Raw genomic sequence first — 12,309 nt, 5'->3', positions numbered from 1 at the left:
CTGAACTCCCGTGTGGCTTCCGTGTCTGCCGGACTGTCGCCGCGGAAGGCGACGACGGCAACCGTTCCAGCCTACGGTGTCGTGCGCGACGTCGTGTCGGAGCGCCGGATGTGGCTGCGCGCGTGCTCGATCGCGGGCGGCAGCTCGGCGAACAGATGGTTGTGGTGGCGCAGCGAGTCGAGCACGCCGACGGTGCGGAACAGCTCCTCGTGGCCGGCCTGCACCCCCTTGATGAGCACGGTGACGCCGCGCCTCTCGAGGGCTTGCACGATGTCGGACAGGATGCGGGCGCCCGTCGCGTCGACGAGCTCGAGCTGCGACATCCGGAGGATGACGACCGTCACGTCGTCGCCGAGCGCCGTGACGGTGTCGAAGACCCGATCGGCTGCGGCGAAGAAGAGGGGCCCGTCGAACCGGATGATCGCGATGCCGTCGTCGCCGGGCTCGGGATCCGCGGGGATCGGCTCGCGATGCACGCCGGTCGCCCGGGAGAGGTTGCGCAGGGCGAAGACCCCCGCGACGACGACTCCGATCAGCACGGCGATGATGAGGTCGAACGACACCGTCACGATCGCGGTGAGCACGAAACCCAGGGCGTCCGCGCGGGTCGAGCGCAGGATCGCGCGGACCGTGCCCGCGTGCACCATCCGCACGGCCGTCACCATGAGAACGCCGGCGAGGGCCGCGAGCGGGATGGCCCCCACCGGTCCGGCCGCGATGAGGACCACGAGCAGCAGGACGACCGCGTGGACGATCGCGGAGAGCCGCGAGCGTCCGCCGGAGCGCACGTTGACCGCCGTGCGGGCGATCGCACCCGTCGCGGGCATGCCGCCGAACAGGCCCGACCCGATCGAGGCGATGCCCTGTCCGACGAGCTCGCGGTCGGGGTCGTACGCGCCGGTGTCGGCGAGGGATGCCGCGACTCGCGCAGACAGGAGCGACTCGATCGCGGCGAGCGCCGCGACCGTCAGTGCGGGGAGGAGCAGCGCGCCGAGCGAAGCCGGGTCGAGCGCCGGCAGGACGGGCGCCGGGAGCGAGGCGGGAAGCACGCCGATGACGGCGAGCGGCGTCGGCAGGAGGAACGCGAGAAGCGTCACGACGACGATGCCGATGAGGGAGCCGGGGAGGGAGCGGTGGATCCGGGGGGCGACGACCATGCAGGCGGCGACGATCGCCGCGGCGCCGAGCGCCCACGGCACGTAGGACCAGTCCGCGCCGGTGAGGGACTGACCCGCGGCCACGACGGCGTTCGGGCTGTGGTCGCCCGCGTGCGCCGTGCGGGGCGAGAGGAGGAGCGGCACCTGCTGCAGGAAGATGATCACGGCGATGCCGAGCGTGAACCCCTCGATGACGGGCCACGGGATGAACGACACGGCACGTCCCAGGTGCAGCGCGCCCGCCGCGACGACGACGATCCCCGCGACGACGCTCACAGTCGCGACGGCGGCGGCGCCCTGCGTCGCGACGATCGGGACGAGGATCACGACCATCGCGCCCGTCGGACCCGACACCTGCACGTTCGAGCCGCCGAAGACCGCGGCGAGCAGGCCGGCCACGATGGCCGTGACGAGACCGGCCTCGGCGGTCAGGCCCGAGCTGACGCCGAAGCCGAGCGCGAGCGGCAGCGCGACGATGCCGACCGTGAGCCCCGCGAGCAGGTCGGCGCGCCACGTCCGCCGCGTGAGCGCGTAGTCCGAGGCGCGAGGGACGAGGCCGGCGAGGTAGGCGCCGACGCGCGAACGGAGCGGGACGGCCGGGTTCGTCATCGTGTCGCCTCCGGCAGGGCCGGCAGGTCGCGCGCATCGGCCAGCAGCGAGCCGTCGGCCTGGAGAACGCCGAGCAGGAGCGTGCGCGCCGCCGTCAGCAGGTCGGCGACGGCGGGGTCGGACAGTCGGTAGTAGACGTGGCTCGCGCGCCGTTCGGACTCCACGAGGCGGTGCCGCCGCAGCACCGCGAGGTGCTGCGAGAGATGGGATGCCTCGAGGCCCGTCTCCGACTGCAGGTCTGCGACGCTGCGCTCGGGCGCCGTCGAGAGCAGCTCGAGGATCCGGATGCGGAACGGATGCGCCAGCCCTTTGAAGAGGTTCGCCTTGACTTCGTACAGCGGCCGCTGCCGCGGTGATATCGGCATGATGAAGTCATCATACCGAAGCCTTGCCGACGGCTCCGCGCGTCACACGAACGCGAACAGGGCGGGATGACGATCACGACGAGCGCCGCCCAGGCGAGGTACACGGGAAGGAAGCCCGTCTGCCAGCGTTCGAGGCGGTCGAAGCCCCGCTTGTCGCGCAGGAAGCGGACGAGCAGATACGCGGAGCCGAGGAGGTTCGCGAGCAGGATCAGGTTCAGCCCGAGCGAGGCGACCTTGTTGGCGCTGAACCCGAACGCCCCGATCCGCCCGAGCATCGCGACCAGCACGAGGAGGTCGACGACGATCGCGCTGCCGACGAGCCCCAGCTGGAGCCTCTCGAACCATCCCGGCGGGCGGGCGGCATCCCGTGCCGAGATCGAGTACAGCAGCAGCCCCAGCACGACGATCAGCACGACGTCGAACACGATGAGCAGCTCGCGGTCCGACTGGATGAGGTCGCGCTGGACGACGGCGGCGACGATGAGCGCGAGGAGCATCGCCGTGAACAGGGGAGTGAAGACGCGGGTCAGCACGGGAGCGATGTTCTCGATGACGCTCTGCTTCTCGTCGACGAGCCATGCGGCGATCACGACGGCCCCCGCCGCGCCGCACGGCAGCACCCACTCCACCATGAACCACTGGACGTCGACGCCGATCGCGCCGAAGACCGCGGAGCCGAGGCCGATGAGCACGGCGCCGCCGAGGCCCAGCAGCGCGTAGTAGACGAACCACTCGCCCGTGAACCGCACGAAGTCCATCCGCGCGCGGTCCGAGCGGGCCGCCGTCGGCGCGTAGAGGAGGCCGAGCACGAGCCAGAGGGCGACCGGGACGTGGATGGCGGCGAGACCGAGCGTCATCCCGTCCTGCGCGAACGGGTAGACGTTCACCAGCACGGCGGCGAGTGCGAACGCGCCGGCGACGGATGCCGCGACCGCAGGCGTCGGCCGGTTGCGCCATGCGAAGTACAGGCCGAGGAACGGGAGGACCAGCAGCATGCCGTTGCGGGCATAGAACGCGCTGTCGACGCCGGCTCCGAAGATCGTGGGCCCACCGCCGTTCGAGCCGTCCGGTCCGATCCCGAACAGCGTCGGCGCCTTGAGCGCGAGGCCCGCCGCGATCGCGAGCACGACCGCGACGACCCCGCGGCGACGCCGGACGGATCCGGACTCGGGCTCGCCGAGCACGAGCTGCTTCCACAGCCGGTCGGAGTGCTCGCGGGCGTACTCGCGCGAGAGGTCGTCGAGTGATCCCACCCGCCCGATCGCGATCAGGAAGGACTCGTCGTCGGAGAGGCCCGATCGGCGCAGCTCGTCCATCTGCTCGCGCAGGTGCGCTTCGAGCTCCTCCGCGTCTGCGCGGTCGAAGGCCGTGCGCCGCTCGAGCCGGGTCCGCCATTCGGCGATGCGGGACTCGACCAGGTCGTCGTCGGGCGTCGCGGGCACGTCAGGCCTCCCCGAGTGCGGGTCGGAGGGATGCGGCATCCGTCGCCGACTTCCACACCCGGCGAAGCGCGTCGTCGACGAGGGTCCACTGCCGGCGGTGATCCGCGAGCGCCCGGCTGCCGTCGACGCTCAGCACGTAGTGCTTTCGGGGCCGGCCTTCGGGGGAGGCGTGCCACGACGACTCGACGTACCCGAGGCGCTCGAGGCGGTGCAGGAGGGGGTACAGCATCCCGTCGCTCCAGTCGAGCTCGCCGCCGGAGAGCTCGGAGATGCGCTTGAGGATCGCGTATCCGTACGACTCGCCCTCCGCGAGGATGCCGAGCACGAGCGGAGTCGCCGTCGCGGCCACGAGGTCCTTGCCGATGCGCATCCGCGCTCCTTACCTTGTGCTTCTATGTACCTAGAGCCACAAGGTATCACTCGGCGAGCGTCTGAGACAGTCGGGCGGCGCACGCGGACGAGGGCGAGACCTTCGCCGCTCCCTAGGATTGAGGCATGCGCATCCACATCGCGACCGATCACGCGGGCCTCGAGTTCTCCACGCAGCTGCAGCACCACCTCGCCGACCAGGGTCACGACGTCGTGGATCACGGACCCGTCGAGTACGACCCCGTGGACGACTACCCCTCGTTCTGCGTCCGCGCAGCCCAGGCGGTCGTCCGCGACCAGGAGGCGGGCGTCGAGGCGCTCGGGATCGTGTTCGGCGGATCGGGCAACGGCGAGCAGATCGCCGCGAACAAGGTGCGCGGCATCCGCGCCGCCCTCGTGTGGAACATCTCGACGGCCGAGCTCGCGCGCGAGCACAACGACGCCAACGTCATCGCGATCGGTGCCCGCCAGCACACGTTCGATGACGTGACGAGCTTCATCGACCGCTTCATCGAGACGCCGTTCTCGAACGAGGAGCGGCACGTCCGACGCATCGCGCAGATCGCGGCGTACGAGACCGACGGCTCGCTGCTGCCCGACCCTCGGGCCGCGCGTGCGCAGCCCGATGTCCTCGTCGACGACGACAGCACGTTCGACCCCGAAGCCGGCTGATGCCGGAGGGGCACTCCGTCCACCGGATCGCCCGCCAGTTCGACCGGAACATCGTCGGGCGGACGGTCGCGGCCTCGAGCCCGCAGGGCCGGTTCGCCGAGGGCGCGTCGCTCATCGACGGGCGGGCCGCGGCATCCGTCCGCGCCGTCGGCAAGCAGATGTTCCTCGAGTTCGAGGGCGATCTGTGGCTGCGTGTGCACCTCGGCATGTACGGCGCATGGGATTTCGCGGGCGAGATCCTCGTAGACCCGACGATCGCGTCGGCGAACGGCCGCATGGGCCAGACGAACCAGCGCGGCACCTTCCTCGAGGATGACGCCGTGATGGATGCCGCGGGCGAGAACTCGCTCACCTCGATCGGCGCGCCTCGGCGGACGCGCGTGCACGTGCGCATGTCGGAGCAGACGACGGGGCTCCCCGACGAGGATCCGGGGGAGTGGCCGCCGCCCGTCGTGGGGCAGGTGCGGCTGCGTCTGCTGACCGACGCCACGTGCGCGGACCTGCGCGGCCCGACCGCGTGCGAGCTGCAGACGCCCGACGAGGTCGCCGCCACGATCGCGAAGCTCGGCCCCGATCCGCTCGTCGACGACCTCGCAGAGGGGGAGGAGCGCTTCACGTCGGTCGTGCGGCGCAAGCCCACCTCGATCGCGCTCCTGCTCATGGACCAGGGCGTCGTGAGCGGAATCGGCAACGTGTATCGCGCCGAGATGCTGTTCCGCGCGCGACTGAACCCTCACACCCCCGGTCGCGAGGTGCCGGAGGAGATCGTCCGCGGGCTCTGGCGCGATTGGGCGCGACTCCTGCGCATCGGCGTCGAGACGGGCCAGATGATGACGATGGACGACCTCTCGCCGGACGACTGGCGTGCCGCGATGGCGCACCGCGACGACCGCCACTGGGTCTACCACCGTGCGGGCCTCCCCTGCCGCGTATGCGGCACGGCGATCGTCGTGGAGGAGCTCGCGACGCGCAAGCTGTACTGGTGCCCCTCCTGCCAGGCGTGACGGCGGAGCCTGCGCTCAGAGGTCGTCGACGGGCGCGGACCCGAGCATCCAGCTCCATTCCGTGTCGCGCATGAACCACGCCCCCGACGTGGTCTGCGCCTCGTGCATGTCGACGCCGGAGAACTCGAGGACGCCGTAGGCGAGGTCATCAGGGCACATCAGCGGTTCCGCGGCGCAGCGCGAGAGGGGTGCGGGCTTCCGAGCACACGCGTATCCTGCCACCGCGGGTGCAGCGGACGTGTCCGCGGAGCAGAGGGGCATGAAGATGTCGTCGACAGAGCCGATCAGTCCGTCCGTCGCCGAGAGAGAGCTGGATCCGGGAGGCGCGTTCGTTCTGGCGGAATGGACGGCGGATGCCCCTGCCGGTGCAGCGCGCGAGTTCGTGGCGCCGGTGCACATCCACCACGAGGACGACGAGGGCTGGTACGTGCTCGAGGGGACGATGGGGTTCCTGCTCGACGGCGTCGGGCACGTCGTGCCGGCCGGCGGCGCGGCCTGCGCCCGTGCGGGCGTCGCACACACGTACTGGAATGAAGGCCCCGGGCCCGCGCGGTATCTGCTCGTCATGACACCCCGCATCCGCGCCCTCATCGCGGCCCTGCACGACGAGGAGATCCGCAGCGCGAGGAGCCTCGCGGAGGTGTTCGCGATGTTCGCGAGCGAGCTCGTCGCCGACGGCGCCTCTGCTCGCTGAGCACGGCGCATCCCGCAGCGGGGGGAGGAGGCCCCGGCGGCGCGGACCGTAGGCTGTTCGCATGCGCCAGAACCCCAGCTTCGCGATGGCGGATGTCGTCGAGCTGCGTCGCCTCGTCGACGAGAACCCCTGGACGACCCTCGTGAGCGCGACCGCCGATGGGCTCGTCGCTTCGCACTACGCCGTGCTGCTCGACGACGACCGAGACGACCTGACGATCGTCGGGCATGTCGGCAAGCCCGACGACCTCATCCACGGCCTCGGCGAGCGTGAGCTGCTCGTGGTGGTCCAGGGCCCCCACGGGTACATCTCGCCCGGGTGGTACGGCGACGTCGCCGCCGTGCCGACCTGGAACTTCGTCTCCGCGCACCTCTCCGGGATCCCCGAGCTGCTCTCTCCCACCGAGAACCTGCGTGTGCTCGACCGTCTCGTGGAGCGGTTCGAGCGCGGGATGCCGAACCCGCGTCTCCTCTGGGAGCGTCCGAACGATCCCGACTTCGTCACGAGGCTCGAGAGGGGCACGGTCGGGTTCCGCCTCACGCCGACGAGGATCGTCGCGAAGCGCAAGCTCAGCCAGAACCGGCCGGACGACGTCGTCGAGACGATCATCGCCGAGCTCGGCGCTGGGTCGGGGCGGTACACGGATCCACGGCTTCCCGGCGAGATGCAGCGCGACCTCGACACGCGTCGGGCTGCCCGATGACGCTCGTCCGCGGCGAGACGGCAGCGGTCCTGGCCAACGCGCGGCTGACGGGCGCGGGGCGTTCCGACCCGTTCGGCGACGAGCTCGTCGACGTCCACCTCGCCGACGGGGTCGTCGTCGACATCGCCCCCGCGGGCGCGCTCCGGTCGAACGGAGCGCGGCTGGACGCCGACGGCGCCTGGCTCGTCCCCGGCCTGTGGGACCACCATGTCCACACCGTCCAGTGGGCGCTCGCCGCGCAGCGGGAGCCGCTCGGCCAGGCCGCCTCTGCGGCGGAGGCCGCGCGCATGATGGCCGGCGCCCCCGTGCTCGCCGACGGGCGTCGCGTCGGCGCGGGCTTCCGCGACGCCTTCTGGCCCGACGCGCCCTCGCTCGTCGCTCTGGATGCCGCGACGGGGGAGGTGCCGACCTACCTCATCAACGCCGACGTGCACAGCGTGTGGCTCAACTCCGCCGCTCTGCGTCGCGAGGGCTTCGAGTCGGCCGACGGCATGCTGCGAGAAGGCCCCGCCTTCGAGATCTCGCGCAGGCTGAACGCCGTCGATCCGCGCGCCGGCGACGAGCTCGTCGCGCGGGTGGCCCGGGATGCCGCGTCCCGCGGCGTCGTCGGGATCGTCGACCTCGACATGGCCTGGAACGAAGAGGCGTGGGCCCGGCGTCTCGCGGCCGGCTTCGACGCGCTGCGGGTCGAGTTCGGGATCTACCCCGACCTGCTCGAGCGCGCCGTCGCGGCGGGCCTGCGCACGGGCGACCTCGTCAGGGGCGCGGCATCCGATCTCGTCCGCGTCGGATCGCTCAAGGTCATCACCGACGGCTCGCTCGGCACCCGCACGGCGGCCTGCTCGCACGCCTATCCGGGCGATCCGCACAACCATGGCGTGCTCGCCGTCCAGCCCGAGGAGCTCGTCGATCTCATGACGACCGCGACGGGCAACGGGCTCTCCTGCGCGATCCACGCGATCGGCGACGTCGCGAACAGTCACGCGCTCGACGCGTTCGCGCTGACCGGCGCGACGGGGACGATCGAGCACGCTCAGCTGGTCGCCCACGCCGACATCCCGCGCTTCGCCCGGCTGGGCGTCGGCGCGAGCGTTCAGCCCGAGCACGCCGTCGACGACCGCGATCTCACTGACTCGATCTGGGCGGGACAGACGGCGCTGCCGTACCCTCTGCGGGCACTCGCCGAGTCCGGCGCGAACCTGCTGTTCGGATCGGACGCGCCCGTCAGCCCGCTCGATCCGTGGGCGGCCGTCGCAGCCGCCGCTTTCCGCACGCGCGACGGCCGGGAGCCCTGGCAGCCGGCGCAGGCGCTCGACGCCGCGACGGCCCTCGCCGCCTCGTCGCACGGGGGCTCGGCATCCGGAGCCGTGGTCGAGCCGGGCGGGGTCGCCGACCTCGCCCTGTGCGCGGCCGACCCCCTCACGGCCGGGGAGCCCGAGCTGCGCGCGATGCAGGTCACGGCGACGCTCGTTGCCGGACGGGTCACGCACCGCGCATAGCGGGCACTCGGGACGCGAACCCCTACCGGTTCCCTCGGACGGCGAAGGTCGCCGTGGCACGGGGGACAGCCCCCGTGCCGATCCGGGTGGCACTCGGATGCCGCGCGAGCGCCGCGCTCGCGAGGCTGGGATCATGACCGAAGGAACCCTCATGACCACCGCACAGCCCCGAGCCTCTGCCGCCGCCGTCGAACCGCGCGGCTTCTGGGCGTCGTACGCCGACTGGTGGAGGGCGACGCCGGGGAGCGCCGTCTACCTGCTCGTCGTGTTCCCTCTCGCGATGACGGCGGTGGGCGTGCTCGCGAGCGTGTTCTGGGCGGGCGTCGGGATGCTCATCCTCGTCATCGGCCTTCCCGTCGTGGTCGCATCGCTCTTCGTCGCGCGCGGGTTCGGGGCGGCCGACCGCTTCCTGCTGCGGCTCACGGGGCTCCCCGGGATCGCGGAGCCGGAGTGGACGAGCGACCGGCCCGACCAGACCGGGTTCTGGCGCGTGCTCACGAGGCCGCTGCGCAATGCGCGCTACTGGCTCTCGCTCGTGCACGGCATGATCGTGAGCCCCGTCCTCAGCACGATCTCGTTCGCACTGACGGTCGCCTGGCTGAGCGTCGGGCTCGGCGGTCTCACGTACTGGTTCTGGGGACTGTTCCTCCCGCGCGGCGACGCGGGCGAGTGGGGGCGCTACGTCTCCGACGCCGTGCCGTGGCTCTTCGGCGGGTGGTCGAGCTGGGCCGTCGAGGTCGTGCTGTACCTCGCGGCCGGCATCCTGTTCACGATCACGATGCCCTGGGTGCTCGGCGGCCTCGCCCGCGCGCACCACGCCGTCGCGCAGGGCATGCTCGGACGCTGGCCGTCCGACGACCTAGCCGCCGAGGCGCGTGCCGAGGCGATGGCGCGCACGGCCGCAGTGCGGGCGGAGGATGCCGCGCTCCGCCGCCTCGAACGCGACATCCACGACGGACCGCAGCAGCGCCTCGTGCGTCTGCAGCTCGATCTCGCGGCTCTCGAGCGCCGGGCCGAGGCGGGGGATCCGGATGCCGCGGCCGCCCTCGCTCGCGAGGCCCAGGTGCACGCGAAGGCTGCACTCGACGAGCTGCGCGCGCTCTCGAGCGGTGTCGCGCCGCCGCTCCTGCAGGACCGAGGGCTCGTCGCCGCACTCGGGGCCCTCGCCGCGGCGAGCGCCGTGCCGGTGAACGCCGACCTCGATCCCGCGATCGAGACGCAGGTCGGCCCCGAGGTCGCGCGCGCCGCGTACTTCGTCGTCGCCGAGCTGCTCACGAACGTCGCGAAGCACTCAGGGGCGACGGGAGTCACTCTCAAGGCGGCGATGCGGCCCGGCGCGCACGCGATGCTCGACGTCTGGGTCGTCGACAACGGGCGGGGCGGTGCGCATGTCGCGCCGGGTCATGGTCTCGTCGGACTCGAGGGGCGCGTGCAGGGTCTGCGTGGGCACCTCGTCGTCGACAGCCCGCTCGGCGGACCTACGACGGTCGGCGTCCACCTGCCCGCCTCGGTGCAGGCGTGAGCGGCGAGGGCGACGCCTATTCTGAGGGCGTGACCGACCGCCCCCTGCGCGTCGTCCTCGTCGAGGACTCCCTCCTGCTGAGGGAAGGTCTCGTGCGCCTCTTCGAGGAGGCCGGCTACGAGACCGCCGGCGCCTGGGGCGACGCCGACGACGTCGTCGCGCGTGTCCAAGGCGTGAGGGCGGATGTCGCGATCCTCGACGTCCGCCTTCCGCCGACGTTCCGCGACGAGGGCATCCGCGCGGCGCTCGCCATCCGCGCGGCGCTGCCGAGGGTCGGCATCCTCGTGCTCAGTCAGTACGTCGAAGGGGTCTACGCCCGCGAGCTCCTCGCCGACGGCGAGGGCGGGGTCGGGTACCTGCTGAAAGACCGTGTGACATCGCTCGACGAGTTCACGGATGCCGTGCGCCGCGTGCACGAGGGCGGAACCGTGCTCGACCCGCTCGTCGTCCGCGGGCTTCTGGCGGCCCGCGCGGATCCTCTCGCGTCGCTCACGCCCCGCGAGAGAGACGTCCTGGAGCTCATGGCGGAGGGCCGCAGCAACGGCAGCATCGCCCAGCGCCTCTTCATCGGGGTCGGCGCCGTCGAGAAGAACGTCACGTCGATCTTCGCCAAGCTCGGGCTCGAGGAGTCGGCGACCGAGCATCGCCGCGTGCTAGCGGTACTCGCCTTCCTGCAGCGCTGACGACGATGCCCCCCGGTCGAGCGACCGGGGGGCATCGTCGTCAGCGCTACTCGGCGAGGTGGGCGAAGAGGAACCAGCGGTCCTTCTCGAGGCCCTCCTTGATGCCGATGGCGATGTCCTGGCTCGTGAGGTCGACCTCGTCGAGACCTTCGATGGCCGCCTGGATGTCAGGAAGCACGGCGTCGATGTCGGCGATCAGCGCACGGACGACGGCATCCCATTGGGCGAAGCCGGCGCCGACCGCCGTCGGAGCGACCTTCTCGGCGATCGTGCCGAGGCGAGCGTCGACAGGCAGGCCCAGCGCGACGATCCGCTCGGCGGCTTCGTCCGCCCAGCCCTCGACGCGCTCGACGATCTGGTCGATCAGCTCGTGGACCCCGATGAAGTTCGCGCCGCGCACGTGCCAGTGCGCCTGCTTGCCGTTGATCGTCAGCGCCTGGAGTCCCAGCACGACGGGCGTGAGGAATTGAGCCGTGCCCGCAGCGACGGTCGGGTCGGCTGCGGTCGCGGGGGTCGTCTGCGTCTTGGTCATTGGATCACTCGCCTCCGTATCGGCAGAAAACGTCTGCTGAGTGAAACGCTACTCGGGCGTCGGCATTCCGCAAGGAAGCGAAGGCTCGGCTCACCCGTGGCGCAGCGCAATAGGTTGGAGTCATGACGATCGCCGAAGACGCCTCCATTCTGTCCGTCGCGGGGAGGATCCCCGAACTCCACGAGTCTGCGTACGTCGCATCCGGTGCGCGGATCATCGGTGCCGTGACGCTCGCCGAGGGAGCGTCCGTCTGGTACAACGCGGTGCTTCGTGCCGACAGCGACGCGATCACCGTCGGGGCGGGCAGCAATCTGCAGGACAACGTCTCGGTACACGTGGACTCGCGGCATCCCGTCGTCATCGGCGAGAACGTCTCGGTGGGGCACAACGCCGTCGTGCACGGCTGCGAGATCGGCGACGGGTCGCTCATCGGGATGGGCAGCGTCGTGCTCTCCGGCGCCGTCATCGGCGCCGGATGCCTCGTCGCAGGCGGAGCGGTCGTGCTCGAGGGGTCGGTCATCCCCGACGGCTCGCTCGTGGCCGGGGTGCCCGCCAAGGTGCGACGCGAGTTGACCGAGGAGGAACGTGCGGGCATCGTCCGCAACGCGGAGATCTACCGCGCCCACGTGACGGCGCACGAGGAGGCGACTCGGGTGTGACGCGGATCGAGTCGCTGGGTAGAGGCGAGGTCTTCGTCTTCGGCTCCAACTCGCGCGGCGCGCACGGCGGGGGAGCGGCGCGCTTCGCATACGAGCGGTTCGGCGCCGTCTGGGGACAGGCGGAGGGGCTGCAGGGCCAGGCGTACGGGATCGACACGATGTCGGGGCTCGAGGTCTTCGAGAAGCAGGCTCGGCGATTCATCGCTTTCGCGGCGTCCCATCCCGAGCTGCGGTTCCTCATGACCGAGGTCGGCTGCGGGATCGCCGGCTATACACCCGAGGAGGTCGCAGGGTTCTTCCGCGCTGCCGGCGAGAACGTCGAACTGCCGGAGTCGTTCGTCGCGGTGCTCGCCGACGAATGACGCGGCCGGGCTGAGGAGGTGGCCGCGGTCCGCATCG

General features: G+C 71.6%; 14 protein-coding genes and 1 pseudogene. 9 read left to right on the top strand and 6 right to left on the bottom strand.

Features of this window, described 5'->3' with window-relative positions:
• Positions 1 to 71 precede the first annotated feature (71 nt).
• The 4 genes and pseudogenes from FHS08_RS15115 to FHS08_RS15100 form a co-directional block, all read right to left on the bottom strand.
• Positions 72 to 1,766 (bottom strand): SulP family inorganic anion transporter, encoded by a 1,695-nt coding sequence (locus FHS08_RS15115; RefSeq protein ID WP_167040977.1) that lies wholly within the window; start codon positions 1,764 to 1,766, stop codon positions 72 to 74.
• Positions 1,763 to 2,131 (bottom strand): ArsR/SmtB family transcription factor, encoded by a 369-nt coding sequence (locus tag FHS08_RS15110; protein ID WP_167040974.1) that lies wholly within the window; start codon positions 2,129 to 2,131, stop codon positions 1,763 to 1,765. The genes FHS08_RS15115 and FHS08_RS15110 overlap by 4 nt, the downstream gene beginning before the upstream one ends.
• 1,232 nt (positions 2,132 to 3,363) lie before the next feature.
• Positions 3,364 to 3,612, bottom strand: a pseudogene (locus tag FHS08_RS16995) (permease prefix domain 1-containing protein); the annotation flags it as partial.
• Positions 3,575 to 3,943 carry a PadR family transcriptional regulator gene (locus FHS08_RS15100; protein ID WP_167040971.1) on the bottom strand — a complete coding sequence of 123 codons (369 nt, stop codon included), beginning with the start codon at positions 3,941 to 3,943 and terminating at the stop codon, positions 3,575 to 3,577. The gene FHS08_RS15100 and the pseudogene FHS08_RS16995, both read right to left, overlap by 38 nt.
• A gap of 125 nt (positions 3,944 to 4,068) precedes the next feature.
• On the opposite strand from FHS08_RS15100, the gene FHS08_RS15095 reads away from it, so the two are divergent.
• Together FHS08_RS15095 and FHS08_RS15090 are read left to right on the top strand one after the other, a co-directional pair.
• Positions 4,069 to 4,614 (top strand): ribose-5-phosphate isomerase, encoded by a 546-nt coding sequence (locus FHS08_RS15095; protein WP_167040968.1) that lies wholly within the window; start codon positions 4,069 to 4,071, stop codon positions 4,612 to 4,614.
• Positions 4,614 to 5,618 carry an Fpg/Nei family DNA glycosylase gene (locus tag FHS08_RS15090; RefSeq protein ID WP_167040965.1) on the top strand — a complete coding sequence of 335 codons (1,005 nt, stop codon included), beginning with the start codon at positions 4,614 to 4,616 and terminating at the stop codon, positions 5,616 to 5,618. Before FHS08_RS15095 ends, FHS08_RS15090 begins: the two co-directional genes overlap by 1 nt.
• 15 nt (positions 5,619 to 5,633) lie before the next feature.
• Here the strand turns inward: FHS08_RS15090 and FHS08_RS15085 are convergent, their stop codons facing one another.
• Complete coding sequence (locus tag FHS08_RS15085) at positions 5,634 to 5,777, bottom strand: hypothetical protein (protein ID WP_167040962.1); 144 nt, start codon at positions 5,775 to 5,777, stop codon at positions 5,634 to 5,636.
• Between the two features lie 100 nt (positions 5,778 to 5,877).
• Between FHS08_RS15085 and FHS08_RS15080 the strand changes: the two genes are divergently transcribed.
• The 5 genes from FHS08_RS15080 (at position 5,878) to FHS08_RS15060 (ending at position 10,719) form a co-directional block, all read left to right on the top strand.
• Positions 5,878 to 6,312: a cupin domain-containing protein gene (locus FHS08_RS15080; protein WP_167040959.1), complete on the top strand. Its 435-nt coding sequence runs from the start codon at positions 5,878 to 5,880 to the stop codon at positions 6,310 to 6,312.
• A gap of 61 nt (positions 6,313 to 6,373) precedes the next feature.
• Positions 6,374 to 7,015, top strand: a complete 642-nt coding sequence (locus tag FHS08_RS15075; RefSeq protein WP_167040956.1) for an FMN-binding negative transcriptional regulator — start codon at positions 6,374 to 6,376, stop codon at positions 7,013 to 7,015.
• Positions 7,012 to 8,514, top strand: coding sequence for an amidohydrolase (locus FHS08_RS15070; protein ID WP_167040953.1), 1,503 nt, complete (start codon positions 7,012 to 7,014; stop codon positions 8,512 to 8,514). Before FHS08_RS15075 ends, FHS08_RS15070 begins: the two co-directional genes overlap by 4 nt.
• Before the next feature lie 133 nt (positions 8,515 to 8,647).
• Entirely contained in the window at positions 8,648 to 10,036 is a 1,389-nt protein-coding gene (locus FHS08_RS15065; RefSeq protein WP_243847528.1) for a sensor histidine kinase, read from the top strand.
• A 29-nt stretch (positions 10,037 to 10,065) separates the two neighbouring features.
• Positions 10,066 to 10,719, top strand: a complete 654-nt coding sequence (locus tag FHS08_RS15060; protein ID WP_167040951.1) for a response regulator — start codon at positions 10,066 to 10,068, stop codon at positions 10,717 to 10,719.
• Positions 10,720 to 10,765: 46 nt separating this feature from the next.
• Here the strand turns inward: FHS08_RS15060 and FHS08_RS15055 are convergent, their stop codons facing one another.
• Positions 10,766 to 11,251 (bottom strand): Dps family protein, encoded by a 486-nt coding sequence (locus tag FHS08_RS15055; RefSeq protein WP_167040948.1) that lies wholly within the window; start codon positions 11,249 to 11,251, stop codon positions 10,766 to 10,768.
• Positions 11,252 to 11,373: 122 nt separating this feature from the next.
• Here FHS08_RS15055 and FHS08_RS15050 point away from each other — a divergent pair, with 122 nt between their 5' ends.
• Both FHS08_RS15050 and FHS08_RS15045 read left to right on the top strand, forming a co-directional pair.
• Positions 11,374 to 11,910 carry a gamma carbonic anhydrase family protein gene (locus FHS08_RS15050; protein ID WP_167040945.1) on the top strand — a complete coding sequence of 179 codons (537 nt, stop codon included), beginning with the start codon at positions 11,374 to 11,376 and terminating at the stop codon, positions 11,908 to 11,910.
• Positions 11,907 to 12,272: an A1S_2505 family phage non-structural protein gene (locus FHS08_RS15045; protein WP_167040942.1), complete on the top strand. Its 366-nt coding sequence runs from the start codon at positions 11,907 to 11,909 to the stop codon at positions 12,270 to 12,272. The genes FHS08_RS15050 and FHS08_RS15045 overlap by 4 nt, the downstream gene beginning before the upstream one ends.
• The last annotated feature ends 37 nt before the right edge of the window (positions 12,273 to 12,309 follow it).

Source organism: Microbacterium ulmi (assembly GCF_011759705.1).
Taxonomy (GTDB): Bacteria; Actinomycetota; Actinomycetes; order Actinomycetales; family Microbacteriaceae; genus Microbacterium; species Microbacterium ulmi.
Note: the sequence above shows the minus strand (reverse complement) of the source record. Positions and strands in the feature narration are given on the sequence as shown.